General features: G+C 56.7%; 23 protein-coding genes. 13 read left to right on the top strand and 10 right to left on the bottom strand.

Features of this window, described 5'->3' with window-relative positions; translation table 11 throughout:
* Positions 1 to 122 precede the first annotated feature (122 nt).
* The gene (locus tag M4951_RS22370; protein ID WP_262023826.1) at positions 123 to 1,592 is read left to right on the top strand and encodes a flagellar biosynthesis protein FlhA; all 1,470 of its coding nucleotides are present in this window, start codon (positions 123 to 125) and stop codon (positions 1,590 to 1,592) included.
* A gap of 62 nt (positions 1,593 to 1,654) precedes the next feature.
* On the opposite strand, the gene M4951_RS22375 is transcribed toward M4951_RS22370, so the two are convergent.
* The 4 genes from M4951_RS22375 to M4951_RS22390 form a co-directional block, all read right to left on the bottom strand.
* The gene (locus tag M4951_RS22375; RefSeq protein WP_262023827.1) at positions 1,655 to 1,837 is read right to left on the bottom strand and encodes a hypothetical protein; all 183 of its coding nucleotides are present in this window, start codon (positions 1,835 to 1,837) and stop codon (positions 1,655 to 1,657) included.
* A 42-nt stretch (positions 1,838 to 1,879) separates the two neighbouring features.
* Positions 1,880 to 2,011: a hypothetical protein gene (locus M4951_RS22380; protein ID WP_262023828.1), complete on the bottom strand. Its 132-nt coding sequence runs from the start codon at positions 2,009 to 2,011 to the stop codon at positions 1,880 to 1,882.
* Positions 2,012 to 2,128: 117 nt separating this feature from the next.
* Positions 2,129 to 2,533, bottom strand: coding sequence for a hypothetical protein (locus tag M4951_RS22385; RefSeq protein WP_262023829.1), 405 nt, complete (start codon positions 2,531 to 2,533; stop codon positions 2,129 to 2,131).
* 90 nt (positions 2,534 to 2,623) lie between these two features.
* Positions 2,624 to 3,499 (bottom strand): YihY/virulence factor BrkB family protein, encoded by an 876-nt coding sequence (locus tag M4951_RS22390; protein ID WP_262023830.1) that lies wholly within the window; start codon positions 3,497 to 3,499, stop codon positions 2,624 to 2,626.
* Positions 3,500 to 3,758: 259 nt separating this feature from the next.
* On the opposite strand from M4951_RS22390, the gene M4951_RS22395 reads away from it, so the two are divergent.
* Positions 3,759 to 4,544, top strand: coding sequence for a hypothetical protein (locus M4951_RS22395; RefSeq protein ID WP_262023831.1), 786 nt, complete (start codon positions 3,759 to 3,761; stop codon positions 4,542 to 4,544).
* A gap of 72 nt (positions 4,545 to 4,616) precedes the next feature.
* On the opposite strand, the gene M4951_RS22400 is transcribed toward M4951_RS22395, so the two are convergent.
* A complete protein-coding gene (locus M4951_RS22400; RefSeq protein WP_262023832.1) occupies positions 4,617 to 5,090 on the bottom strand; it encodes an FxsA family protein in 474 nt (157 codons plus the stop codon).
* Between the two features lie 182 nt (positions 5,091 to 5,272).
* Between M4951_RS22400 and M4951_RS22405 the strand changes: the two genes are divergently transcribed.
* The 10 genes from M4951_RS22405 to M4951_RS22450 all read left to right on the top strand — a co-directional run bounded on the left by M4951_RS22405 (position 5,273) and on the right by M4951_RS22450 (position 16,635).
* Entirely contained in the window at positions 5,273 to 7,486 is a 2,214-nt protein-coding gene (locus tag M4951_RS22405; protein WP_262023833.1) for a serine/threonine-protein kinase, read from the top strand.
* A gap of 169 nt (positions 7,487 to 7,655) precedes the next feature.
* A complete protein-coding gene (cysK, locus tag M4951_RS22410; protein ID WP_262023834.1) occupies positions 7,656 to 8,597 on the top strand; it encodes a cysteine synthase A in 942 nt (313 codons plus the stop codon).
* 283 nt (positions 8,598 to 8,880) lie between these two features.
* Positions 8,881 to 9,018, top strand: coding sequence for a hypothetical protein (locus tag M4951_RS22415; protein ID WP_262023835.1), 138 nt, complete (start codon positions 8,881 to 8,883; stop codon positions 9,016 to 9,018).
* Positions 9,019 to 9,086: 68 nt separating this feature from the next.
* Complete coding sequence (locus tag M4951_RS22420; protein WP_262023836.1) at positions 9,087 to 9,485, top strand: DUF4112 domain-containing protein; 399 nt, start codon at positions 9,087 to 9,089, stop codon at positions 9,483 to 9,485.
* A gap of 188 nt (positions 9,486 to 9,673) precedes the next feature.
* Positions 9,674 to 12,877, top strand: a complete 3,204-nt coding sequence (locus tag M4951_RS22425; protein ID WP_262023837.1) for an SHD1 domain-containing protein — start codon at positions 9,674 to 9,676, stop codon at positions 12,875 to 12,877.
* A 132-nt stretch (positions 12,878 to 13,009) separates the two neighbouring features.
* The gene (locus tag M4951_RS22430; RefSeq protein WP_262023838.1) at positions 13,010 to 13,750 is read left to right on the top strand and encodes an ABC transporter ATP-binding protein; all 741 of its coding nucleotides are present in this window, start codon (positions 13,010 to 13,012) and stop codon (positions 13,748 to 13,750) included.
* Positions 13,750 to 14,517, top strand: coding sequence for an ABC transporter permease (locus M4951_RS22435; protein ID WP_262023839.1), 768 nt, complete (start codon positions 13,750 to 13,752; stop codon positions 14,515 to 14,517). Before M4951_RS22430 ends, M4951_RS22435 begins: the two co-directional genes overlap by 1 nt.
* Positions 14,518 to 14,630: 113 nt before the next feature.
* Complete coding sequence (locus tag M4951_RS22440) at positions 14,631 to 15,017, top strand: hypothetical protein (protein WP_262023840.1); 387 nt, start codon at positions 14,631 to 14,633, stop codon at positions 15,015 to 15,017.
* Between the two features lie 88 nt (positions 15,018 to 15,105).
* Positions 15,106 to 15,546 (top strand): hypothetical protein, encoded by a 441-nt coding sequence (locus M4951_RS22445; RefSeq protein ID WP_262023841.1) that lies wholly within the window; start codon positions 15,106 to 15,108, stop codon positions 15,544 to 15,546.
* A 69-nt stretch (positions 15,547 to 15,615) separates the two neighbouring features.
* Positions 15,616 to 16,635, top strand: a complete 1,020-nt coding sequence (locus M4951_RS22450; protein WP_262023842.1) for a cation diffusion facilitator family transporter — start codon at positions 15,616 to 15,618, stop codon at positions 16,633 to 16,635.
* A gap of 270 nt (positions 16,636 to 16,905) precedes the next feature.
* Here M4951_RS22450 and M4951_RS22455 read toward each other — a convergent pair whose 3' ends face one another.
* From M4951_RS22455 to M4951_RS22475, 5 genes are all read right to left on the bottom strand, one after another.
* The gene (locus tag M4951_RS22455; protein WP_262023843.1) at positions 16,906 to 18,585 is read right to left on the bottom strand and encodes a tetratricopeptide repeat protein; all 1,680 of its coding nucleotides are present in this window, start codon (positions 18,583 to 18,585) and stop codon (positions 16,906 to 16,908) included.
* Between the two features lie 712 nt (positions 18,586 to 19,297).
* Positions 19,298 to 22,441: a bifunctional [glutamate--ammonia ligase]-adenylyl-L-tyrosine phosphorylase/[glutamate--ammonia-ligase] adenylyltransferase gene (gene glnE / locus M4951_RS22460; protein WP_262023844.1), complete on the bottom strand. Its 3,144-nt coding sequence runs from the start codon at positions 22,439 to 22,441 to the stop codon at positions 19,298 to 19,300.
* Between the two features lie 84 nt (positions 22,442 to 22,525).
* Positions 22,526 to 23,275 carry a class I SAM-dependent methyltransferase gene (locus M4951_RS22465; protein ID WP_262023845.1) on the bottom strand — a complete coding sequence of 250 codons (750 nt, stop codon included), beginning with the start codon at positions 23,273 to 23,275 and terminating at the stop codon, positions 22,526 to 22,528.
* Positions 23,276 to 23,479: 204 nt separating this feature from the next.
* Positions 23,480 to 24,016, bottom strand: coding sequence for a class IV adenylate cyclase (locus tag M4951_RS22470; RefSeq protein ID WP_262023846.1), 537 nt, complete (start codon positions 24,014 to 24,016; stop codon positions 23,480 to 23,482).
* Between the two features lie 432 nt (positions 24,017 to 24,448).
* Positions 24,449 to 24,841, bottom strand: coding sequence for a 4Fe-4S binding protein (locus M4951_RS22475; protein WP_262023847.1), 393 nt, complete (start codon positions 24,839 to 24,841; stop codon positions 24,449 to 24,451).
* Between the two features lie 199 nt (positions 24,842 to 25,040).
* Here M4951_RS22475 and pepT point away from each other — a divergent pair, with 199 nt between their 5' ends.
* Complete coding sequence (gene pepT, locus M4951_RS22480; RefSeq protein ID WP_262023848.1) at positions 25,041 to 26,276, top strand: peptidase T; 1,236 nt, start codon at positions 25,041 to 25,043, stop codon at positions 26,274 to 26,276.
* The last annotated feature ends 14 nt before the right edge of the window (positions 26,277 to 26,290 follow it).

The raw sequence follows: 26,290 nt of genomic DNA on the forward strand, positions 1-26,290 counted from the left end.
CTACGCTGGTTTTGTCTCAAGCAAAAGGTTGCCGCTTGCTTCGACTTGTAACTAGAATCATGTTGATGTTTCGCTCGCGAAACGATAGCAGCATTCTTCTCGGATCAGGTAGGGGCGCTTCGATGGATTACTCCTCGATACTTTCACGATATATCGGCAGAGAAGTCTGCGTTTCGACCTTTGGCCACATCAAACTGCGCGGAGAAGTCGCGGCGATCTATGAAGATTGCGTTCGACTGATCAACGCCAGTTCGCAGGGGGAGACCGAAGACGCCGCCTGGAGTATCGATCCAGAGCATCACGGGCAAGAGACGCTTGTCCATTTCCACCATATTGTCGCGATCAGCTGTGGCGACGAGGATTTGCTCGATATTCCGGTCGTCGCCGACCATGGCAAGTCGCCGTGGTACGCCGAACCGGAAGAGAAAGTCGAAGTGAGTCTGCCGGAATCAAACGAGCCATGGCGTTCGTATCTAGCGATGGATCGACTCTCCCTGGAAGTTGGACAATCGCTGATCTCGATCGTCGCGCCAGAGTCGAAAGACTTTTACGATCGGATGACGGCCGTACGCTGTCAGCTAGCCGATTCGCTGGGGATTGTCGTGCCCAATATCCGCATGCGAGATAGCCGGCAACTGGGCGACAACGAGTATCGCATTCTGATCGATGAGAACGAACTTGCCCGCGCTCGCTTTGGCCCCGGCAAATATATCGCGCTCGATATGGGCACAGCGACCGAAACGCTGGAGGGTTCGCCCGGCGTTGATCCGACTTTTGGCGGACCTGGAATCTGGATTCGGTCTGATCAACAACAGGAAGCCGAAAAAGCAGGGTATCTGGTGATCGAGCCGAGTATGCTGCTGGTCACCCATCTGCAAGAGACCCTGCGTCGTCACGCACATGAGATGCTGTCGTTGGATGACGTACGTCGATTGATTGAAATGCATCGCGATGAACAATCGGCCGAAGTCGAAGAACTGCGGGCCAGTCCATTGTCGTTGTCGACCATCCATGCCGTGCTCGTGCGTCTGTTAGAAGAAGGAGTCTCGATCAAGAACTTCTCTCGCGTGCTGGAATCGCTCGTGCGACATGGCGCTCGCACTAGTGATGTTGAACTGCTGGTCGCGGCGGTGCGCGTTCGCATGGGACGCCAAATCTGCCAGCGTTTTCTGGATCGTGACGGCCGCGTCCATGCGATCGGACTAGAGCCTGATTTGGAAGACCGCTTGTTGGAGCTCAACGACGCCGGCGCCGGCCGCAAAGCTCGTCCTTGGGTCGAACGCTTGATCGACAACTTGGCCGACAGCTTCCAGCAGCTTGAAGAACAGCAGCAGCCGACCGCACTGGTGACCTCCATCGATTTGCGCTGCAACTTGTGGCGGATGATCACGGCGCAATTGCCGCGGGTCTCGGTGCTGAGTTTTGCCGAAGTACCGCGCAATACCGAGATTTACTGGGAGATGCGAGTAGCGGCCGACGATATCGGACTGCCCGAAAGCGGTGCACGAACCAGCTCTGGCGCCAAGCCGTATGCCCAAACAGCTCATTTGATGGAAAAATTGGGGGAGAAAATGCCGCGTCAGCCGCGCTGATTGCGGCAGCGGAAAATTCAGGATTGTCCTCGCGCTGGTGAATGCGTAGGATTGGTTTGTCGCTACCGTTGCGTACTTGTACATGTCTGGATCTCGATGATTCGTTTCGCCGCCACTTTGCTGACGATGTTGGGGCTCGCTTTGGGCTCGACAACCAGCGTGGTTTTTTCCGCTCCGCTTTGTGCGGCGCCGGGCGAAACAACCTGTAGTTGTGCGCAAGAGGCGACCGCTTCCTGCTGCAGCACCGCCGAACTTGCATGTTGCAGCGGCTCACCAGGGAATTGCTGTCAGCAATCTTTGACCGAGACGACGGTTGCAGCTCCTTCGTGCGACGGCTGCTCTTGCTGCGTCGAACCGATCGAGACGCCGCTTGTTCCGACAACGGCCAGCGAGACGCATACGCCGGTTGATTTGCTCACTTGGTCTGCTTCTCTGACCCCGGAATTGACGTCTTTGGCGCCGTCTCCGGGTGGGCGAGAAGACCTTCGTGCAGCGCGGACAGTCTCTCTCCAAGTTCTCCATTGTCGTTGGCTGAATTAAATCGAACGCTGCTGATATTGCTTCGATTTCATTTCAGTTTTTACGATTTCTATTGGAGATACTTCCATGAAAAGTTTATTGGTATTGGCTGCGCTCTTCTCGTTTTCGCTGGGCATGATCACCTGGGCGTCGGCCGACTCGGCGCCGGTCGATAAGACCATCGCCAAGACGTGTGAGTGCGTCAACTGCGCTTGCCCTGATTGTGACGGCGAAACGTGCTCGTGCGAAGTTTGCGAGTGCGAGAAGTGCGGTTGCAGCGAGAAAGCCGCGGCGACCGCGACTTGTGCGGTCAACACGGTTGCCGAGTCCGCTTGCGCATGCGACGCGGCATGTGAATGCGAAGCTGGGTGCAACTGCTGCACCGGCGACGTTTGCACGTGCCAGGCATGCGAGTGCACCACTTGCGACTGCGTTCTCTAATTCGCGTGTTGCATTAGCGCGATACTGAATCGACTTTGGCGCCCTTCTCTGCGGACGAGGGCGCCTTTTTTTTATGGCGAGGATTCGGTGGGCGGCGGAAGCGGATCTCCAAGAAACCGAACATACGCGCAGCCGAACAAAATGATCCAGATCGCATAGTAAAGCCAAAGCATGCTGGCGATCAAAAAACCGACCATCCCAAACGTCGACATCTTGCCGGTGACCACAAAGATGTCGATCGGAATGCGGCAGATTTCCCACATGATGGTGCAGAGGAGCGCTCCGCGGAGAGCGTGCCAGAAACTGACGTTGGTGCGGGGAACCTGCCAAAAAACGAGCGTGATTAACAACCAGTTAAACATCAAGCTGGCCGCATATTGCGTTGGTAGAAAGATCGACAGGCCCCAAGCCGAACCGTTACGGATGAGGAACTGCTTCCAAGCGAAAAGCAAAGCCAACGCGACGACGCCGACAAAGCCGAGCGCCATCACAAAGACATAGGCTCTCAGCCGGTAGAAGACGATTCGCCAAAGCAGTTGCCGCCAAGTCTCGCTGGCTGGGTACTCCAGATCAAAGATTCGGGAAAAGGCCCTTTCGAGCCAAGCGAAAGCAGTCGCTCCGACCAGCAACAGCCCCAGCATGCCAAAACCGATGACCGCCGTGTCGCTTTGGGCGCCTTCGCGGATGAAATTCATAAAAGCGGCGGCCGTTTCATCCGAACTTTCTGCCGCGATCCAGTTGCGAAGTTCGAGTCGTAAATCTTGCTCAGTAATGGATTCGCGCACTAATGATCGCGCGGTCGCAAAGAAGACAATCCCGGCGAGCAGCATCCACATATAGACGTAAAACGCAATGCAGGCAGCAAATACGTCCGCGTCGCGGTTGGTTGAATGCTGGACGGCGTTCCAAAAACGAACTCCCCAGCGGGCGGCGAAACGTCGAATCACAATTCTCCCGCGTTTGGCGAAGATCTAGTTTGGGCGGAACGCATTATACGAGACGCGGCAAATCGCGTCGTCGCGGGTAAATTTCCGAAAACTTGGCGTAACTTCGGTAAAAGTGGTGGGTTTAACTAAATCGTCGCGGCCAGCGGTGCGTTACGGCGTTCACTTGCAGCGCGAACTTTCTGATCAAAATGATCGGCGGTCGCAGTTCACGCGAGCGCCACCTCCCTTTTCCCTTGCTCTCGATATTTAGGAACCAAACATGAACGTGTGGAAAAATCAATGGTTGGCCGGTCTGGCCGCGGTTTGTCTGGTGGCGGCAATGGCCCAAATCAGCGTCGCGCAAGGTCCCGGCGGACGGGGCGGACGCGGAGCTGGCGGTTTTGGCGGCGCGAACAGCTCGATGCTGCTGGGGACTGAGCAAGTCCAAGCTTTGCTGAAGCTGACTGACGAGCAAAAAGAAGAGCTCAAGACGATCGCTGACGAATCACGCACCGCAATGCGTGAGATGTTCCAAGGTGGCGGCGACGATGAGGATCGTGACGCTCGTCGGGAGAAATTCACCAAAATGGCCGCCGAAACTTCGGAAAAGGTCGCTGGCGTTTTGACCGCTGCGCAAAAGTCGCAACTCGTCGGCATCCTGCTGAAGACCGATCTAGGTTCGGCGCTCAACGACGCGATGGTCAAGGCCGAACTCGGCATTACCGATGAGCAATCGAAGAAGATCGCCGCCGCGCGTGAAACGGCCAATGCCGAATTGCGTGGATCGTTCCAGGGGATGCGTGACGCTTCGCCCGAAGAACGCCGCGAAATGATGGCGAAGATGACCGAAGCTCGCACCGCCGCTGCAGGTAAAGTCAAAGAAGAACTGACCGCGGAGCAAGTCGCCAAAATTGAAAAGCTGACGGCGATCGACTTTGAACTGGATCGCTCACAGATGCGTGGGCAACGCGGTCAGCAAGGTCAACGCGGTCAGCGTGGACAAGGGGGCCAACGCGGACAGCGCGGCAACAACAATAGCACCGATAGCGACGACGATGCGATCTAGTCTGCGCTCGCTTGGATAAAAAAAGAAAGCCCCTGCCGTTGAAAGACGCGGGGGCTTTTTCCTTTTCAGGCGTTAGTCATCTTTAGGAGCTTCGACCACATACGAGTCAAGGATCTCCGTCTCGGGGGCCTGCGAAGGAGAAGAAGTCGTTGTGAACCCGTCGACCGTGGCGGAGGTCGTAAGCTGAAAGTGCTTTTTTCCCCATTCGATCAGCCAAATTTTGATCGGCTTACGTAGGAAGGGAATCAGCAGCGCGAAACCGGTAAGATCGGTCAAGATGCCCGGCGTGATCAACAGCACGCCGGCCAGCGAGATCAAAATGGCGTCAAACAGCGAATCGGTCGGCATACGGCCTTGGGCGAATTCGCTTTGAATTCGGCGGTAGGTCGCAAACCCTTGATTTCGTGCTAGCATCGACCCGATCACGCCGGTGACCACCACCAGCGCCAGCGTAAACAACGGATCGGTTGCGCCTGCCAGAAACAGCAGCAGCGCCAACTCGGCCGTGGGGATCAAGATAAAAAGTAACAGTAGGATTCCCAGCACTCGTTTTCTCTCAAAAAATTGGAAACGTCGTTTCCGTCCAGTATTGTCTGACTACGTCTAAGTTTAGAGCGCTGTCGGAAAAGGGGAATTTGCTGCGGCGAGTTCACTCTCGCGCTGCGGCCCCCTAGAATGAATTCGCTGCTGACGGCCTGATCTTACGCCCACACCGACGCGACTATCGGATGAATTTGGAACGGACCGAACTGCAAACTGACGGCGACTTAAAAGCCTCGGAAGAACTAAGCCTCCGTCGCACTCGCCCCCCCAGGGAAATCCCTGGCTACTCGATCGAACGTTTTCTGGGTGCCGGCGCCTATGGCGAGGTCTGGTACGCCGTAGCGTCCAACACCGGTCGACGCGTTGCGATCAAATTCTACAATCATCGGGCTTCGCTGGAGGACAGTTTGATCGCCCGAGAGGTCGAAAAGCTCGTTTTTCTTTCTGCTGACCGTTATGTGGTGCAACTGCTGGACGTCGGTTGGGATTCGGACCCACCCTACTATGTGATGGAGTACGTCGAGAGCGGGTCGTTAGAAGACTTGCTGAAACGGAGCGGCCCCCTTCCAGTGGATCGCACCGTCGAAATCTTCCACGACATTGTGGTCGGGCTGCTGCATGCCCATGCGAAGGGGATTTTGCACTGTGACTTGAAGCCGGCGAATATTTTGCTGGATCAAGACGGCAAGGCCCGACTCGCCGACTTTGGACAGTCACGACTTTCGCACGAACAGAAACCAGCGCTCGGGACTTTATTTTACATGGCGCCCGAACAGGCCGAACTGAGCGCTGTGCCGGATGTCAGCTGGGATGTCTACGCTCTCGGTTCCATCCTCTACACGATGCTGACCGGAGATCCCCCGTTTCGCAGCGCCGGCGCGATCGGCGAAATCGACTCGGCGGCGGGGCTCACTTCGCGTTTGGATCGTTATCGCCAGATTATTCAAAACGCGGATCCGCCGGTCGCACATCGCGACGTGCCAGGCGTCGATCGCGAACTGGTCGACATGATCGATCGACAGTTGGCGGTCAATCCGCGGCGACGCTATCCCAACGTCCAGGCCGTGCTTGATGCGCTGCGCGTTCGCCAGCGAAATCGGGAGCGTCGCCCCTTGGTTTGGCTAGGAGTAATCGCTCCGGCCGTCTTGTTGGCGATCATGCTGGCGTTTGGTTTTTGGGGCTATTCAGCGGCGGTCAGCGATTCGGCCGAAGCGCTTGCATCCAAAAGCTGGGTCAGCAATCAGTTCGCCGCCGAATTGGCCGCGACCAACGTGGCGCACGATATCGAATCGCTGTTTGATGACGCCGAACGTTTTGCGAAACGTCCTGACGTGCTGGCGACGCTGCAATCGACGCTGGATACTCCCGAACTAAAAGATTTGCTATCGCAGCTGCGTGACCCGAATTTAGGAATGAGCGAGCGAGCCCAACTGGTCCACGAATTTCAAGAGCATCCGTCTCGGGAGCCGCTGCAAAACCTGATCACCGAGCGTTGGGCTGCCGGCAATGGACGTTACGCTAGTTGGTTTCTGCTCGACAAATATGGGTTCCATATCGCGTCGTCGGCCGGCAAATCGGTCGATTCGCCGGTGGGCGGTTACTATGGTTACCGATCTTACTTTCATGGGGGTGAAGAGGACTTTGAGCATCCGGCCATCGATCCTCGATTTCATGCTTCTGTTCCGCCCCAGGGAGGAATTTATCCGACGGCGACCGACAAGACGCATCTCTCGGCAGTCTTTTTAAGTACGGCCAGCAATACGTGGAAGTGCGCAATCTCGGCGCCAATTCAGGTCGATGGCGAAACGATCGCCGTCGCGTCGCTCACGATTAATGTGGGCAATTTCCCCCGCTTCGAAGGTTCGCCTGAGCAGTTCGCCGTCTTGGTCGATGAACGGCCTGGCCCGAATAGCGGGATGATTTTGCAGCATCCGCTCTTTGACGAACTACTGCAAAGCGAGTCGCGTTTGCCGGATCAATTTTGCGAAGACCCGAAACTTCGTGTCCGTGTTGAGTCGATCGACAAGCGAAACGTGTACGACTACATCGACCCATTGTCGCAAGACCCGGCCGGCGCGGCTTTGGCAGGGCCTTGGATCGCCGCGATCCAGTCCGTACGGATTACTCCCGGAGACGAAACCGATTCGCGATCGACCGGCCTGGTCGTCCTGGTGCAAGAAAAGCAAGCATCGGCAGTGGGACCGATTCATTCGCTTGGAAAGAAACTGGCGACGGCCGGAGTCACCGCGATGGCGATTATTACTGCACTAGCAGGAGCGATGTGGGGCTTTGTGCTGCGGAGCGGTTCGCGCAGTTCCCGCGGCACTTTTCTCGGCAGCGGGGCCAGCGCAACGCCGATTCATGACCAGGCGACGGTCATTTTGCCCAAAAAGCGCTGATAACCGGCGTTAGCTTGTCCAGGTTGACATCAATACGGGTTTCTCGTAGTTTGAGCAGTTCTCTACATGGCTGCCGGGGACTTCCTACTCGCGGAAGACGCATCAACCGGATTGCAGCTGGGCCCCGCCGGCAATTCTTCACCGTCGAAATTGTTTGGAAGGAAAAGTCATGCCACGCGGCAAGTCTTATGACGATGCTTGCTCCGCCATCGGTGATACCCCGATGATCAAGATCAATCGCTTGGTTCCTGAGGGGCACGCGACCGTCTTTGCGAAATGCGAGTTTTTCAATCCGCTCAACAGCGTCAAAGATCGGATTGGCTACGCCATGATCGCGGACGCCGAGAAAAGCGGCAAAATCAACCAATACACGCACATCATTGAGCCGACCAGCGGCAACACCGGCATCGCACTAGCGTTTGTCTGCGCCGCCAAGGGTTACAAGCTGACGCTGACCATGCCCGAGTCGATGTCGCTCGAACGCCGCGCACTGCTTCGCGTGATGGGCGCCAACCTGGTGCTTACGCCGGCGGCCGAAGGGATGAAAGGCGCGATCAACACCGCCCACGAAATGGTCGAGAAAGAGTCAGGCGCTTGGCTAGCGGGGCAATTTGATAACCCAGCGAATCCAGCGATTCACGAAGCGATGACCGGTCCCGAAATCTGGGAAGACTCGGGCGAGAATATCGACGCTATCGTCGCAGGCGTCGGCACCGGCGGCACGATCACCGGCGTCGCGCGCTACATCAAGTCCAAGAATCCCGACTTCAAGGCGGTCGCGGTCGAACCGACCAGCTCACCGGTCATCAGCGGCGGAGCCCCGGGCAAGCATCGCATTCAGGGGATCGGCGCCGGGTTCGTGCCCAAGAACCTCGATACGTCAGTCTTGGACGAAGTGATCAAAGTCGATGACGAAGACGCGTTTGAATGGGGACGCCAACTTGCGAAGCAAGAAGGTATCGTCGCCGGCATTAGTAGCGGCGCCACCATGTGGGCAGCCGCCCAATTGGCCGCACGCCCCGAAATGAAAGGGAAACGAATCGCCGTAATCATGGCGAGTCTGGGGGAACGCTATATCTCGACTCCGCTCTTCGGCGGTCTCGACGGTTAATTTCTTTCTCTCCGCGCAAACAGCATCGAAAAAGAGCCGCGAGTCCTCTCGCGGCTCTTTTTTGTCTCTATCCCTGCTGTTTTGGCCGCGCATAGGTCCCGCTGCGCGGACTCGAACCAGCCCCAGATTACGCCGCTATCACATTTCCGGCGGGACCCGACAATCCATAAGTCGCTTCTATCAAATACCTTGCGACAAAAATTACCGAAAATTCGTCTCACGGCATGCCGACTGCGTTACAGCACTAACAGGAAAGTGAGTGAACGTCGCAGGGAGGCAAATCATGTTTCATTTATCGATGCTGATCGCGTTGGGACTAACGCTTTTGGGCGTGATTCCCGGAACGGCAAGTTGGCGAATTCCATCAGGCGTCTTCGGGCTATTGGTAGTCCTGATGGTCGTCATGATTCTTTTGTTTTAACCAGGCGGCTTGCCATGCCCGCTGAACCAATCCGACCAGAGGGTCCACCGTCGTCGCGGATGCAACGCATGCGACGATTCGTTGACATCATGGAGAATGCGGTTCGCATACCCGGCACGCGATACCGCATTGGCCTCGACGCGTTGTTGGGGCTTATTCCAGGAGTTGGCGATTTTGTCACCGCGACGGCGGCTTTTGTATTGTTATGGGAGGCTCGAAGGTTGGGGATACCTTTTGGCAAACGCGCTAAAATGGTGGGCTACATTTTTTTTGACATGCTGATTGGCATCGTGCCGCTGGTAGGCGATCTGTTTGACGTCGCCTACAAGTCAAACACGCGGATTCTAAAAATGATCGAAGCGCACATCGCTCAGCATGGCGATGCAACGGTGAATCCGGCGAGCCGAATCAATGTGCCAAAATTTTTAAAGCGGCCCCAAGCGATCAAACCGCGACCAGAACAATAAAGAACTTTGCCAATAACGAGCAGATCACGCTCTTTTTCATAACGAAGCCGCCCCCTGGGCGGCTTTTTTCATAGGCTCTCCAATCGCTCGTTTTGACCCGGTTAGATCCTTGGGTTACGATCGGGGGGCGGGACATAGCGTCAGCGGTCCCGGCGTCGCTATTTTACTCACTTCCAGGGGCAATGGCAGTGCGCGCCTTTCTCATTTCTCTGCTCGTAATTGGCTACGCAGTTCCGGTTTTGGCGCGCGAATGGCATGCTCGCGAAGGAGGCTTTTCGATCAAAGCCGAACTCGTCGAGCTGCGCGGCGACTCCGTCGTGTTAAAGCGAGAGGATAACGGGCAAGAGATCTCCGTTCCGCTTGATAAGCTGAGTCTCGACGACGTCCGTTTCGTGCATGCTGAATTGGCCCGACCGAACAACGCGCCCAGTGGCGGCCCACAGAAAACCCCGGCCCCAACTATGGCGCCAGCGTCGAAGCCAACGTCTTCGTTTGCGCCTCCTCGCCGTCCGACAACGCGGGTAGATTCGTCCGCCTCAACTGCCGTGAGAGCGGCTTCCCCCGCTCGCATGGATCGGAACGGCTATCCCATGACGCCGCGCAGCAACGCTGCAGCGCCTCCCCTGGCGACTGCTTCGCAGCGCGGTTGGCAAGTTTCCGCCGATCCTAATCCATTCGACTTTGAACTACCCCAAGGCGTGCAGGTTCAAGCCACCTTGCCGAAGGAAATCTTGGGCGCATCGGCGGCATATGCCGAGCATCTGGGTCATTTCGTTTTTTTTGATAAGCGACCGAGAATTTTTCAGGCGTTTCATCTCCCTTCGCAAAAGATCGTCGGGAAAATCGAGTTCGATTCGACCTATCCAGAACAGATTGAGTATAGTGTCGATGGTCTTTCGATGGCGGTCGAAATGCGCGACGGACCTACCGACCTGCGGACCGTGGAGATTTGGTCATTCGCGACAGGTCAGCTTGTGCGCAGTTTCCCGATGGCTGACAAACTGACGAGAATATCGGCGATTCGTTTTGCAGGCCCGGATCGCATTGTCATCGCCAAAAAAAAGGAGGATCTGCTGGGATGCTATGACATCGCAACCGGTCGCGTGATCAGCGAAACAACCATTCCAGAGTTCTACAACAACAAATCGATCGCGATCAGCCCAAGCGGCGCTTACGCGGCGATCCTCGCTTCGAAATCAAAACAAGTGCATTTGATCGATCTGCGTTCAGGCGTCGAAGCAGGCGTCGTCGGCGGCGAAGATCAGATCCCGAAAGACTCGTCCCTAATGCGTCTTTGTTTCTCGCCGGATGGCGAAGAACTGCTCGCGTATTCGTCCCTACGACAGCGCCGACACTTGATCACCTGGGACATGCGCAGCGGCGAACGACTGGTGGATCTCAATTTTAAGGAAGATCCAAGTCGAGCGGGCGACATCGTTTATTCCTATGGCGGACGTTCGATTGAATGGCGTCCCGATCGAAGCGGTTGGCTGTTTGCCGGTCGCGTGATGGTCGAGCGTCATCGAACGGAAGCGATTTGGACCGACGATTCGCCGCGTGGGAACTACGATAATCGCTCGTCTCGACGCTTCGTCGACAACGACCGCTTGTTGGTCTTCTCCCAAAAATCCTATAAGGAATCGACACTCTCCCTGATGAAGCTTCCGATCGAGAAGATCGAAGCGACCCGATCTCTCCTCGCCAAAGGGGGTTCGGCCGTCGACCTGGGCTTGCCCCCGTTGACGCAAATCTTTGTCGGCCAAGTGCAAGAAATCGCTTCCAATACGCAATGGAGCTATCAGCCCGACATAGCGCCGCAAATCGCCGCAGCGGACCTGAAAAGCAGTATCGACATACAAGCGTCCTACCAACAGTTGAAGAGTCTGAACATCTGCCGCGCCTCCAATCGCGCCGTTGTCGGCTTCAGCGAGTTGGATGAGAAACAACGCTTGAAGGGCCTTCATTCCAGCGATGCACAGCATCTGGAACTGATCGATTTGGCCGAAGGAAAATCGATTCACCGCATGACGCTTCCGATGGCTACCCGCTTGATGGCAGTCGCCGGGTCCGGCGACTGGGCCGCATTTGTATTGCCGAGCAAGCGGGATCGCGTCGACCTGTTTGATCTGACGACCGGCAAGTCGGTTGTCGCGTTTCGTCCCTTTGGAAACGGCGACGACAAGATCAAGGAAGCGGCGTTTGGCTCCGATCGTGCGACGTTGTGGATCTTGACAGATGCGGGAGAACTGACCCAGTGGCATTTGCCCGATTGTCGAGCCGTTGCGCGGCGGGATTATGGTGATCGGGCCAGCATCCAATCGTCTCCCAGCGGCCGCACCTTATGCGTTGCGTCGTCAAAGTCCTACGATCTGCTTGACGCCGACACCGGAAAAATGCTGGGAACGCTCGCGAATCCGGACCGCTCGTGGCATGGCCATGCAGGGTACGTCGCATTCTCCGACGATGGTCGCAAACTGGCGATTGCACGCAAGTCGGGACGACAACCGCAAGAGGTGCTGCTTTGTAATCTTGTGACGAACGCCGTGGCGCATAAATTCAATCTGCCGTACACGCCGTATGGACTTTCGTGGGGGTCCGATCTTGTGTTGCTTATCGACGTCGTGACGCCGATGGACGAAAAGCAGGAACCACGTCATTTGGTTGCGGTCGATTTGCTCTCTGAGCGGGTTGCCTGGCACTATCGGCTGCTGCTAGAGGGACAACATGGTTTTCGCGGGTCGGACGGGCGCCATTGGTACGTCGCCGGCGATCGAAGGCGCCGAGACTCGATGTTGCAGGCTGTTCTCTTGCCGCAGCGGGACGAGCTCGCCAGATTCAGTGATTTAAAGCCGCTAGCGCCGCTCCTCGGTCCAGGCGACGCTCTCAACATTCGGATTGATGCGTCGATCCCGTCCGTTGATCCGAAGCGACCCAATGTAAAGCAGGAACTACTCGAGTCGCTGCAAGACAGAGCCGTCGCGTTGGGCTATCGAATTGATCCCGCGGCAGAGCATACGTTTGTGGTGGAAGCAAGAGAATCAGGAACCGGCAAATCGGTGCAGGTGCAAGAGTTGGGAAAACGGTCTTCCAAGATAACGATTCCTATTTCCGAGGTGAAAGTAGCGGCAAAAATCGTCAATCGTCAGGGCGCCGTCGTTTGGACCGTGAAAGACACGATGCGGACCAGCGTCGGCTACATCGCCAACATTCCTCAAGGGACCAGTCCTGCCGCCTACTTTCGAAACCAGCTGTGGGACTCGGTGAGCAACTGGATGTTCGGAACGCCATTTCCCGGCGTCATTTTGAGCCCGGCCGCATCAACCGGAAGCGGCGTCTCTTCTTTGTCAGCGACGGGGGCGAAAATCGAAGGAGTGGCTCCGCCGACCAACTAGTTGATCGACATCGCTCCTGCGAACGAAGGGGATTTTCGTCCTGAAAACGCCGCATTGCCCCTGCCCAGCGGAGAGGACTAACCTAAACTGTTAGAGATCCCGTGTCTCTCAGGTTTTCGCTTGTCCTCCACCATGATTCAACTTTCCGCGGTCACCAAATCGTTCGCCGATCAGCAGGTGATCGCCGCTACCGACCTGACAATCGAACAAGGTCAGTTCGTTTCGTTGGTCGGTCCTTCGGGCTGCGGCAAGTCGACCCTCTTACGGCTGATTGCCGGACTTGAGACCGTCACCAGCGGCGAGGTCACCATCGACCACAATGTCCCCGCCCAAACAGAGACCGCGTTTGTCTTTCAAGATCCGACGCTGTTGCCGTGGCGCACGACCTACGACAATATCCGCTTACCGTTGGAATTATTGGGGAGGACCGGCGCCGAGCCGCTGGCCAAAATCCCTGCGGCGATCAAGTTAGTCGGCCTGCGGCAAGCAGACGCGCGCAAGCTGCCGCGGATGCTCTCTGGCGGGATGAGAATGCGAGTCTCACTAGCGCGGGCGCTGGTGACCGATCCGCAAGTTTTGTTGTTAGACGAACCGTTCGCCGCCCTTGATGACATTTTGCGTCAGCAATTGAATGAAGAGCTGTTGGCGATTTGGAGCCAACGAAAATGGACCGGCGTCTTTGTCACGCACAACGTCGCCGAAGCGGTCTTCTTGAGTCAGCGAGTGTTGGTCATGTCGGCTCGACCGGGCCAGATTATCGCCGATGTGCCGATCCAGTTTGATGCGCCGCGCAGCGCCGAACTACGTTCCTCGGGTGAGTTCGCAGCCCAATGCGGCGTGATCTCTAACCACTTGCGTCAAGGAGCCGCCTGATGCGTGAGTCCTTGCTACGAGTTTTGTTGCCAGCGGTGACGCTGTTAATCGCGCTGGCGATCTGGCAGACGTTGGTTACCCAGGGAAAGATCCCTCCCTATTTGCTGCCGAGTCCTGCCGCAGTCGGCGCGGCGTTTCTCCGCAACGGCGCCCAATTGTGGAGCGGATCGTTGCTGACAGGCGTCGCTGCGCTGGCGGGATTTGCAGCGGCGGTCTTGTTGGGAACCTTGGTCGCGCTCCTCTTCTCGCAGTCGCGACTGATTCGACTCAGCGGCTATCCTTACGCGATCTTCTTTCAAACCGTGCCGATCGTTGCGATCGCGCCTTGGATCGTCACTCTGACCGGGTATGGTTTGCCGAGCGTGATTGTGGTCGCGACCATTATCAGCCTCTTTCCGATCATCACCAGCGCCACCACGGGACTGCTGTCGGTCGATCGCAGTCTGGTCGAGTTGTTTCGATTGCATCGGGCCTCTCGTTGGCAGATGCTTTGGAAGCTGCAATTTCCGACAGCGATCCGCTACTTAGTGACCGGGATGAAATCGAGCAGCGGTCTCGCGGTGGTCGGAGCAATCGTCGGCGAGTTCTTTGTCGGCTATAGCGGCACGCAGCATGGGCTAGGCTATTACATCCGCAGTTCCAGCGACAATTTGAAAACGGACGAACTGTTCGCCGCGATGATTTGCTGCACGTTGCTGGGAGTGTTCGTCTTTGCCGCGATCAATTTGCTGGAACGCCTTGCGCTGCGGCGGTGGACTGAATCCTAGGGGGGGATAGGGAAACGCTGTCTCACGATCTCCTTCGTTGACAGCCGCCGCGGCGAGAACTAAGGTTACAAAGTTGTCTCCATCGGCGTTTTTCCTGCTTTCCGCCTAGCACCATGAGCCGCATCGTCCACATCACGCTTGTCTGTCTGCTGCTCCTCTCGATGCAGTCGCAGCTGCCGTGGGCGCATCGCCATGAATCGCTTTCGCCGCTGGAACTGGCGGCCCATCTACGGCAATTTCATGCGGGAACTCCGGCGACAAACATTCCCCAAAGTTGGCACGTTCATCGTTCGTCGGCAATGCTGGTCGATCCCGCGCTCGATCGGGCGGAGGAAATCGATGAGCTGAGCGGTAGCAGAAACTCTGTCGGTCTGGCCGCATTCCACTACCAAGCTAGTTCAGGCGCCGACCTGTTGGGGCGAAGCTCGTCCCGTCGTCAGTTCTGCGAGCGATCGACGCCGCTCCCTCTTTTTCAGGTCTATCAGTCGCTACTGATTTAGGCTCGCTTGCTTTTTAGCTCGATGGTTGTGGCGCTGGCTGCTGCGCCGGCGCCTAGTTTTTTGCTTTTTCTGCTAGGAGAATTCTGCCATGAAATTTCGAATGCACTTGATGAGTTACGCCGCACTTTCGGTCGTTTTATCCTTGGTGAGCGGCGCAATCGCCGCCGAACCGAAGCCGGTGGAAGAGGACATGCACGAGTTTATGGAATATGTCTTTCAGCCCACTTACAAACGGTTAAAGCCGGCGATGGCTAGTTCGCCGAAAGACAATGGAGTCTGGAAAGAGATCAAGTCAACTTCGCTGATTTTGGCCGAAGGGGGCAACTTGCTGTTGATTCGTGCGCCGGAAAAAGATGCCGCTGCATGGAACGAATACTCGGTCGCTGTTCGTGATCTGGGGGGCGATCTCTATCGCGCCGCGCAAAAAAAAGATTACGCCGCCGCGACAACGCACTACAAAGCGATGCTGACCAAGTGCAATCGCTGTCACGACAAGTTCGCTCATGGTGAACATCAACTGTCGCCATAGCTTCTTGTGTGGCGCTAAATCAAGGCCGGCGGTTGCGAGAAATGCGCTCCGCCGGCCTTTCCTTTTGGCGTGCGCTACGCCACGATAGACGAACCGCAAAATGATCTTCGGAGCCCGCTGCGAAGAAAAAACTTTACTCGCGATCGCGCGACGTTCCTGGTTACTTGCAATTTGAATAGCCCCTCCGCTTCCTCTCCTGCTCCTCTATACCGCAGCGCGACTCGCGCCGCCTGGTTGGGGTTGTTCGTGAACTTAACGCTGGGAATTGTGAAGCTCGTAGGAGGCGTCTTGGGGAGTTCGTTTGCGCTCATCTCTGACGCAGTCAACTCACTCGGCGATTCTTTATCATCCATCGTGGTTATTTTTGGACTATGGTACGCACAACGTCCAGCCGACGAAGAGCATCCCTATGGTCATACCCGGGCCGAAGCAATCGCTGCGTCGAACGTCTCGATGTTGATTATGATTTCGGCGATTTTTGTCGGCTGGGAAGCGGTCCGCCGCTTGGGAACCGAGCACGCGTCGCCGCCGGTTTGGACGATGTGGATCGCGGCGAGCAACATGGTGATCAAAGAGTCTCTCTTCTGGTACAAGCTGGCGATCAGCCGTCGGACAAAATCGTTATCGATCGCCGCCAGCGCTTGGGATCATCGCAGCGATGCGCTTTGCTCGTTGGCGGTGCTGTTGGGGCTGGCGATCGTCCGTTGGGGCGGTCCGTCGTATATGTGGGCCGATGAGACCGCGGCGATCTTCGTGGTGCTGGCGATTTTGATCAACACCAGCCGCTTGTTTCGCCAAAGCACCAGCGAACTGCTTGATCCGCAAGCCGACGAAGAATTGATTCAACAAATTCGCGCCGCCGCCGAATCCGTTCCCGGCGTCTGCGCCATCGAGAAACTCTGGGTCCGCAAGACCGGCATCGAGTTTCTAGCCGATATCCATATCGAAGTCGACGCCCAACTCACCGTCGAAGCAGGGCATCGGATCGGTCACCACGTGAAAGACAAGCTGATCCAGCAGTTCGCCGAACTACGCGACGTGCTGGTCCATCTAGAACCGTACCCGCACGATCCGCCTCCCTCTTCGTAGCCCGGAACGCGTTTCAAAGCCACGGCATTTCCCTGGTTGGCCGCGATAGCTCCGCTATCGGGGCCGACGAAGTCGGTAAGAGGCATCGAGCCGCGGGCGGATGAACTTCGGTGGTCGCTATACCGTTGGAAATGGCGAAAAGCCCCTGAACTGCTTACGGGGAACCAATGCCGCTTACGGCTGCGCCGCCCCGATACCGGAGCTATCGCTGCCAACCAGAGGCGGTTTGGTGAAATGACGAACGTCACTTGAAGCACGACGATCGAATCGTCATTCTGTCTGCACCCGTGCATCAGGGTGACAGTAGCAACTCGCGATCGGCTTGACGTCGGCTCGCGCCCATGCGGTTTGAACCTGCTCGTTCATCGCATCGGCTTCTGCGATCCGGCCTTGGCGACCGATCGCTTGTTGCAGGCCGAGCAGCGACCAGGCGTTGTTGGGATGATCTTCAAGATCGGCCTGATAAACCTCTTCCGCTTCCGCCGCTTGCCCATCGGCCAAGAGGAGCGCACCCAACGCATGTCGGACCGGTTGCATCCAGCCAGGCGGTTCGTCGTAGGTCAGCTGTTCTTCCAACTCGACGGCGGCGCGCAGTTCGGCGAAGGCCTCCTCGGTGCGACCCTCGCGGAACGCAAGTTCGCCGATCGCCATTTTCCGCGCGATCGCCAGCACGTCTTTCGCCGGATTGTTCCCCATGACCCACTCGTCTCCCATCTTGCTGACGATCTGATCCAGTTGATCAATCTCCTGCTGCGCCTGGTCGGTTTGTCCCAGCGCCGAAAATGCGACCGAGCGGGCGAAGCGCCGCTCGGCCCGGCTGAACATCCGCCAATCTTCGGGCTCCGGCTCTGCGAGAATCTCTTTCCACTTGCCAAACCGAATCATGACGTGCAGCGTGGTCGGCATGAACCCGTCCGCCATGACGACATAGTTTTTCAAAAACTCGGGCGGGATGACCTGTTCAATTTTTCGCGCGGCGTCGATCGCCGTTTGATAGCGACCGTCCATCATCGCCGCATAGGCGAGAAAATGAACGTTGTGCATGAAGTACAAACTATAGAAATCAGGCTTGGGCGCTTTCGCGAAATAGGCTTCGTCAGCAGCAATCGCCAACGCGTTGGCGTCGGTCGCTTCCGCGTACATTCCGGTCCGGATGTAGATATGCGACGGCATGTGAACCAAGTGGCCGGAGCCTGGGACCAGTTGGCTGAGCCGATGGGCGGCGTCCAGCCCTTTTTCAGGCCAGGGCGAAGCTTCGATCGCGTGAATGTAGAAGTGATTAGCGCCGGGATGCTGCGGCGCTTTGGCGAGCGTATCCTCAAGGACCGCCAGAATTTCAAAGACGCGGCCTTTGGGCGCCGCGTCGGCCGTCCATAGATCCCAGGGCTGCAAGTTCATCAATGACTCGGCGTAGAGAGCGCCAACGTCAGCATCGTCCGGAAATTGTCGCCAGACCTTGTTCATCGCTTGAGCGTACGCTTCGTCCAACGGTTTGCGATCCTCCGGGACCGGCATTGCGTAGCGCGTACGAACAGCATGAACCAGCGCCTGCTCGACCGGCGACTCTTGATCGAGCGCCGCGACAGCTTTGGCGGCTGCCGCATCGGCCAGCTTGCTTTGTTCGACTTCCATTTGCGGATTGTTAATATGCAGACCGCGGGCATAGGCTGATCCCCACCAGGCCATCGCACACGAAGGATCGATCTCCGCCGCTTTCTCGAACGAACGAATCGCTTCGTCGTGATTGAAGCCGTACAGCAGCTGAATCCCTTGGTTGAACCACTTCTGCGCTGCGGCCGAATCGGTCGTGACATCGCGCTCGTAGCCCTGAAAGCCGTCATACAACTGCAGCGGAGGATCTTGATCAGGCTTTGGTTCCTCAGCCGCGACCATGGAAAGTATGGAACCGAAACTGAGCAACAGAACCAACACGAAAATGGAACGGGTCACATGCGTCTCCAAATTTTCAATTGTTACTAGCGACCGAATGCAGCCGAAGAATGGCTTGCCCTCAGTATGCGGCGCAAGACAGCAAAGCGTAAAGCGTCTCGATGATATTCATCCAAGAATTACCGACCACGCCGCACAGATCTGCAAGCCGAGAGAGAAATGGGCGCCGCAAGGTTCGCAAATTTATTTAAATTGTAGAGCGACTTGCAATCTGGCGAGTTATTGCTGCAAGCGCGAAAAATTTGCCATCAAAGAATCGCTTGGAGCTGCGTTCAAAGATTGGGTGCAGCGCAGCGAAACCTAACAACCGCGCGCAAGTTCTTCGTAGCCTGATGCGCTATTTGGCGATGAAGAACGGTAAAACAAGGTCAGCATCAACCGAAAATCGTTCCATTAGCCAGAGGCGCGAGCCGATGGAATGCGGGCAGCGATCCTATCTCCGATGGAAGTGGCCAGCCGCATTCCATCGGCTTGCGCCTCTGGCTAGTGTTCTGTCACGCGACAATTTTCAGGCGCCATGATTTTATTAGCCGTAGTGCGTTAGCACCGGTTTCTGATGGGAACTCATTTGCGAAAGACAATTGGTAACAGAAACCGCGGCTAACGCCGTGCGGCTGATTTCGTGGAAGCCGAAAATAGCGGTTTGACAGAACACTAGTGTTCTTTTGGTTCGAAAAAGCGCAACTTCAAACTTCAAAACTCGCGCAACGGTCTACGAAGAGGACGCCGGGGTCAACTGCGCCGCTTCGCTGAAGATGCGTTCGAATCGACGGCGTGTTTCGCGGGCCAGCTTGCGACACTCGCGCAGCAACTGGGCTCCGTTCATATCGCCCAACAGGTAGGCGAGTTTCGCGACTTCCAGCCGCTCTTTCGGCAAGTCGTGCCGTGCGGTCGTGTTCATCAAACGAAGCCGAGCTTCGACGATCCGCAGGAAGATATAGGCTTCGTGGAAATGAGCGAAGTCGTCGTCCGCTAATCGACCTGTTTCATGCAACGCGTGTAATGCGTCAATCGTATTAGGGAGCCAGGTTTCCGGGTGCTCGGCGACGCTCGACATTTGCAGCATTTGCACGACAAATTCAATGTCGACGGTCCCGCCAGGACCACGCTTTAAGTTGGCGTTGGTCGCGGTTTCTTCCATGCGCCGGCGCATCTCGCGAATTTCGAGAGCGTACTCAGGCTGCCACGGCTTCGCCAGAATCACGTTGCGGATCAACTGTTCGACATTCTGACAAGATTCGGTCGTACCGCTTATCGGGCGGGCTTTGCAGAGCGCTTGTCGTTCCCACAGTTGCCCCATCCCTTCGACATGGTAGCGATAGAATTCGTCATACGAGACGGCCAATGGGCCATGCTTGCCCGTGGGACGTAGTCGAGCATCTGTTTCGTACAATCGGCCATACGGGCCAAGTTCGCTGACCGATTTCAAAATCCGCTGCGCCAGTTGACCAAAGAAATGTTGATTGCTGGTGGCGCTGCCGGGGCGGCCTTTGCCATTGGTGGGGCGCGTTTGACCTTCGGCTTCATAAAGAAAAATCAGGTCGAGATCACTGTGATAGTTGGGCTCACGCCCCCCTAGTTTGCCAAGACCGACGATCGTCATATCGCAGCGACGATCATCTGACAACCAAGGTTCGCCGAAGCGTTGGCTCAAATGATCGTATTCTCGTTCGACGATTCTCTTGAGACAGATTTCGGCGATATCGGACAAGGTTTCCAGCCGTGCCTGCAAGTCCTTTTTACCCAACACGTCGAGCACGCCGACACGCAGGTGCATCAGGTTTTTAAAGCTATGCAAGATCGGGGTGATGTCTTCGGCGCCGCGACAGAGCTCGGTCAAGATCTGGTCAAGCGTTTCCCGCGTTGGGAGTTTGTCGAGCATCAACGAGTCCATCAACTCGTCGATCATGCCGGGATGACTGATCAGGATGCCTGAGAGATAGGGACTGCCGGCGCAAAGTCGAACGTACAGATTGAGCGTCGCCGGATTGGCGCTGAACAACTCCCACAAGATTCCCTTCCCGCCAAGCGAGTCACTGACTTGCGCCAAATTGATCAGCGTCGAGTCGGGGTCTGGCGTCGTCGAAATCGCTTCTAGCAATTGCGAACTGATCGCCGCCAGAAAATGACGGCAGCGGCGCGTGGAAAGGAAGCGAACCTTCTCGGTCGTCAGCGCCATCAGGTTGTCGTAGGCGTTTTTCGGATGATGAAATCCGTAGGCGGTCAGCACTTCGTCGATCGTCTCGTCGCCCGGTTCGGGATCAAGGACCAGGTCGACCGTCGGCGCCATGTCGTCGTCCCCGGGGAACGCGTCGTGCAGCAAATGGTCGAGGATCTTGCGATTGAGGGCCGTTTTTTCGGCGTAGTCCCGTTGGAACGCGGCGAGCGCCGATTGCTCTTCGCCATGTTCATAACCCATCCGCAACGCGACTTTCGTCAGTTCTTTTTCATCGCTGGGCATCGTGTGCGTCTGCAAATCAAACATGATTTGCAGACGATGCTCCAGCTTGCGCAAGAAGGCGTAATTCTCTTCCAGGATCGTACGCTCTTGCTGCGTCAAACAGCCGGCGCCTTCGAGTGCGGCGATTGCTTCCAACGTGTTGCCGGTGCGAATGCCGGGCAAGTCGCCGCCGTTGAGAAGTTGTAAAAACTGGATGACAAATTCGATATCGCGAATGCCGCCGCGACCGGTTTTCACGTTGGTGTCGTCGGTCGTTTCCCGCTCGGCCCGCGTTTCAATTCGCCGCTTCAGCGCCTTGATGCCGGTGATGTCGGCGCGGCTGAGATAGCGACGATAGACCCACGGCTCCAGCTGCGTCAGCAACTCTTCTCCCAGGTCGTGATTGCCGGCGACGCTGCGGGCTTTGACAAACGCCTGACGTTCCCAGGTTCGCCCCATCACATCGTAGTAGTGCAGCGCCGACTCAAGACTGACGACCAACGGACCGCGACTTCCCTCGGGACGTAGTCGCATATCGACGCGATACGGCGCGCCCAACTCGGTCGATTCGGCCAACAGTTTCAAGACCCGCTGCGAGAGACGGTCGAAGAACTCGCCGTTAGTGATTTTTTTCTCGCCGTCGGTTTGGCCATTTTCGTCATAGACGAAAATGAGATCGACGTCACTGGAATAGTTGAGTTCAACGCCGCCCAGTTTGCCCAACGCCAACACCACAAAGCGCGCCGGACGACGACCGCCGGGACCGGTCGCTTTGACCGTGGGTTGACCATAGCGGGGCCGCATCAAGCGAAACGCTGCGGCGACCGCGGCTTCGAGCAGTGCGTCGGCCAGATACGAGATCTGCCGCGTGACGACGCTGATCGTTTGCTCGCGGATCACGTCGCCATACGCAATGCGCAGCGTCTCGCGGCGTTTGAAACGGCGCAGCGCCGTCATGATCGCCTTCTCGTCTTGCAGCGCTTTGACTTCGTAAACGACGTCATCGACCAACATTTGCCGCGCAATCGGCTGACCGTCCGTAATCCGCAGCAGCTCAAAACTTTCGGGATCATTGATCAGTTGATCGGCCAGCGCCTGGCTCGTCGCAAAGATCCGCAGCAACGTTTCCAGCGAGCGCAGATCGCGCTCGAACAGCGCGGCCAACGACAACGGGCTGCGGCTCGTGTGAAACAGTCGCTCGAGATTGTTGAGCGCCATGTCGGGATCGCTCGAGATCGGCAGCAAACGCTCTAGCTGGGTCAGCAGAAACGTGAGCAGATCGGGCGCAATCGCGTGGCGCGAGAGACTCCGAATATTCTCGCGACCACGGGGAACATCGGCGATGCGCAATTGTTGGAGCCAAGATGCCGCGACGGCGTCTTTCTCGAGCAAGTCGGAAAGTTGATCAATTTCCATAGAGTCAGGCGACGACGGCAATTGGAGGCGCAAAACTCTATTCTAGGTGAGAGCCGCCCAACGTGGTAGTCGCGACGTAAATCTCTATTTAGAAGCGGGTTCCGTCTTTGTGGGGGGCTGTTTCGGGGCCGATATGGCCTCATCCTCAGGCGAATCGTCTCGTGCGTAAAACATCATATGCTGCCACGGGAGGCCGTCGAACTGTCGGGCTAGGCGGAAACCGTTGGCAGTCAGCTCTTTATTGACCTGGTCTTTGCTCATTTTGTGCAGCGGCTTGATCGGCACATTTTCGTCCTCGGCGCGAAATTCGACCAGCACCAAGCGGCCAGTCGGTTTCAGCGACTTGCGCATTGCAGCCAGCATCTGAACGGGATGTGAAAACTCGTGATAGACGTCAATGCACAAGATCAGGTCGACTTTTCCCTCGGGAAGCTTCGGATCGTGGACGTCTCCTAAAATGCGATCAACGTTCTTGATTTCCGCTTCTTCGGCTCGGGCCTGCAACAAGCGAAGCATCTCGGGCTGGATGTCGACCGCAAGCACTTTTCCCTCGTCGCTGACCGCTGTGGCCATCTTGAGCGTGTAAAAGCCGTTGCCGCAGCCCATATCGCAGGCAATCATCCCCGGCTTCAGGCCAAGTTGCTTGACCATGGTCGTGCAGTCTTCCTCCCGTTCGCGCGATTCGCGAATCAGCCAAGGAGCGCCCTGGTAGTGCATCGTTTGGGCGATCGTGCGTCCCTTGTACTCTTTCAGCGCCGGCGGAATCTCTTCGGCCGCAAGCGGGGCAATCCAGGAAACCAGCAGCAAGAGGAATGCAAGATAGCGAAGCGGCATGGAAAGCTCGGCGGGAAAAGTGGAGCGGGCTCGATCAGCGGATATCTATCAGGATAACTCAAACTGACCGACGGGTCGACAATTTGAAATCGCGCCATCGGCGAATAGAGCGGCGAAGTTAGATTTGAAAGAGTCGCCAGTTGCGATCCAGACGAAGAATGAGGAGCGGTAGTTCTTCCATGATCGCTAGATGAACGACTGACGTCATTCATCCGCCGCGCGACGAACTTGCGAAGCTCCAAACAGATCCAGATAAGCCCCGTCGCACAGATCCTCACGGCGAATCTCTAATCGCTTTATCAATTCGGCGGCGATCATCTCCCCGTCCGTTTCCGACTGATCATCGCGCAGGACGACTTCCAACTCGATGAAGTTCCCCAAGTCGACCACTTCGTCCAGATGAATCCGCGTCTGTCCGACCAGGAAAAGCGTGCGTCGTTTGTGGACTTCTCCCAACTCTCCCAGCACCGCCGACAAGACGAAACGCAGACCGTTTGGATCAGCCGTCGGCGTGCGCACATAAGTCGAAGTCTTGGGGCCTGTTTGATCGGCGCGATGATAGTAGATCAATTCCGACTCTTCGTCATTGATCGTCCGCAGTTTCAGTCGGCCGCTGGCGGTATGAAAGAAGATGTCGACCTGAAGAAGCGTCCAGGGACCTTCGTTGGCGATCTCCGACGCGAGATGACGTATCCGCGGCATGTCAGCGACGCGGGCCTTGATTTCGACGTTGCGCGCCATTAGATCGTCCTGGGCGGAATTGACTAATTACTAATCGCCAATGTCTGAGAACGAATGTCGAAAAGTCTCGGACACTAGCCCGCCAGCGCCAGCGAGGGAATACAGCTCGCCACTTCAATCCGTGTTAGGATCGCCAACTCTATTCCCTCGCTGGCGCTGGCGGGCTAGTGTGACGATTTGCGGTTGATTCTGGCCGTATTAGCGTCCTTTATTCGTGTTCGATCGTTCGCGAATTGTAAATAGCGCAACTTCAAAAAGCGCGAGCGAGGGAATAGGTGAGGAAGCGTCGAAAACGAAACCCTCCGCGGCAATTCGGAACGAGAAAATTCAGCGCGGTTGAAGCTTGCAGACGGCATTCCCTCGCTGGCGCAACGGGCTATTGCCCGGGGCGGTCGAACTTCCTTAGACACTTGTTATTTCCGCACAACGGCGTTAGCCGTTCGCTTTCAGCTCGGCCAGATGAAACGCCGTACCGACGAGTCGATCCCAATGCTCTTGGATGTATTCTGGCGGGCCGCCGATTTGCGAGACCACTTCGTGGCACTTTTCGGTCGGCACCATTTCGATCGCGTCCCAAGGACAGACGGTTAGCTCGTACGGGTTCGTTTTCTTCTGCGGGATGTGGACGCAGACTTCGCACCCGACGCAGCGATCGAGATCGATCTCGCACCAGCTTTGCAGACCGCCCATTGTCGGATATTGCTCGATCTTGACGATGCAATCGACTGGGCAGACTTCTAGACATGACTCGCAGCCGGTGCAGTTGTCGGCGTTGATGATCGCGACTTCTTTCGGAAGTTTTTTGCGGGGAGCTTTCTTCGCCACTCGAGACCTCGCTTCACCAATCAGGACCGCGTCTGCGCCAAAAATCTGACGCCGTTGCATTATACGGTATGATCGTCCGCGATAAACCCAAATAATGAGTTTGTCTCCCCCGCAGCCGACAGATTGCCATTTGTCGCCGGGGCGAGTGAAATAGAGCGACAGCAGCAGCTCTGATTTCTATTCATCGAGACTTGGCAGAATGACCCGCAAACGACTGTTAGACCGCTTTCTTCGCTACGTTCAAGTCGATACGACAGCTGGAGTTCCGGGGCCTGAGTACCCAAGCTCGAAGGGGCAATTGGCGCTCGGTAAACAGCTGGCGGACGAGATGCGAGCATTTGGGATCGCCAACGCCGAACAGGACGAATACGGCATCATTTACGCCGAGATTCCTGGCAATGTTGCGAACGCGCCGACTGTCGCCTTTTGCGCGCATCTGGACACCTCGCCGGAAACGACCGGCGCCGGTGTCAAACCGCAGGTCATCCATAATTACGAGGGTGGTGATGTTATATTGCCGGGCGCCCCCAGCCAGGTGATCCGCGAAAGCGAAAATCCGGAGCTGGCCGATCTGCATGGCTGCACGCTAGTCACGACCGACGGCACGACGCTGTTGGGGGGCGATGATAAAGCCGGAATCGCCGTGATCCTGGAAATGGCCGAAAGATTGCTGGCCGATCCGCAGATCCCGCATGGTCCGGTCAAAATCTTGCTGACCTGTGATGAAGAAATCGGCCACGGAGTCGACCACGTTGATCTAAAGCGCGTGGCCGCTGACGTTTGCTATACGTTGGACGGGGGAGGCGCCGACGAAATCAACGCCGAAACTTTCTCGGCCGATATGGCGGTCGTCTCGGTCCATGGCGTGAATATCCATCCGTCGATCGCCAAAGGGCGGATGGTGAACGCGCTGAAAGCGGCTGGCATGTTTCTCGATCGCTTGCCGCACGACATGATGTCGCCAGAGACGACTGCAGGCCGCGATGGCTTCGTCCACCCGGTTCAGGTGAAAGGAGGGGTCGCCGAAGTCGAAATCCAGTTCATCCTCCGCTCGTTTGATACGTCGGAACTATCTACGCAGGCCGATCTATTGCGCTCGACGGCGCGCAGCGTCGAAGCCGATTTGCCCGGGTGCAAGCTAGCGGTTGTCACCTCACCGCAGTACCGCAACATGCGCGAAGGATTGGAAAAAGAACCACGTGCGCTCGCTTATGCGATCGAGGCCCACCAACGGCTTTCTCGAACCCCCAAGCAGGAAGTCATTCGGGGCGGAACTGATGGTTCGATCCTGACCGAACAGGGATTGCCGACCCCCAATCTCTCGACGGGTCAGCACAATCCCCACTCGCCGTTGGAATGGGCGTGTCTGGATGAAATGGAGAAGGCAGTGGAACTTGTAATCTCCCTCTTAGGGGTTTGGGCCGAGAAGAAGTGATGGCGCCGCTAGCT

The sequence above is a fragment of the Blastopirellula sp. J2-11 genome (assembly GCF_024584705.1).
Taxonomy (GTDB): domain Bacteria; phylum Planctomycetota; class Planctomycetia; order Pirellulales; family Pirellulaceae; genus Blastopirellula.

Coding starts and splice junctions, on each gene's coding strand:
- M4951_RS22370 (WP_262023826.1), top strand. CDS start 123: ATGGATTACTCCTCGATACTTTCACGATATATCGGCAGAGAAGTCTGC.
- M4951_RS22395 (WP_262023831.1), top strand. CDS start 3,759: ATGAACGTGTGGAAAAATCAATGGTTGGCCGGTCTGGCCGCGGTTTGT.
- M4951_RS22405 (WP_262023833.1), top strand. CDS start 5,273: ATGAATTTGGAACGGACCGAACTGCAAACTGACGGCGACTTAAAAGCC.
- cysK (WP_262023834.1), top strand. CDS start 7,656: ATGCCACGCGGCAAGTCTTATGACGATGCTTGCTCCGCCATCGGTGAT.
- M4951_RS22415 (WP_262023835.1), top strand. CDS start 8,881: ATGTTTCATTTATCGATGCTGATCGCGTTGGGACTAACGCTTTTGGGC.
- M4951_RS22420 (WP_262023836.1), top strand. CDS start 9,087: ATGCGACGATTCGTTGACATCATGGAGAATGCGGTTCGCATACCCGGC.
- M4951_RS22430 (WP_262023838.1), top strand. CDS start 13,010: ATGATTCAACTTTCCGCGGTCACCAAATCGTTCGCCGATCAGCAGGTG.
- M4951_RS22435 (WP_262023839.1), top strand. CDS start 13,750: ATGCGTGAGTCCTTGCTACGAGTTTTGTTGCCAGCGGTGACGCTGTTA.
- M4951_RS22440 (WP_262023840.1), top strand. CDS start 14,631: ATGAGCCGCATCGTCCACATCACGCTTGTCTGTCTGCTGCTCCTCTCG.
- M4951_RS22445 (WP_262023841.1), top strand. CDS start 15,106: ATGAAATTTCGAATGCACTTGATGAGTTACGCCGCACTTTCGGTCGTT.
- glnE (WP_262023844.1), bottom strand. CDS start 22,441: ATGGAAATTGATCAACTTTCCGACTTGCTCGAGAAAGACGCCGTCGCG.
- M4951_RS22465 (WP_262023845.1), bottom strand. CDS start 23,275: ATGCCGCTTCGCTATCTTGCATTCCTCTTGCTGCTGGTTTCCTGGATT.
- M4951_RS22470 (WP_262023846.1), bottom strand. CDS start 24,016: ATGGCGCGCAACGTCGAAATCAAGGCCCGCGTCGCTGACATGCCGCGG.
- pepT (WP_262023848.1), top strand. CDS start 25,041: ATGACCCGCAAACGACTGTTAGACCGCTTTCTTCGCTACGTTCAAGTC.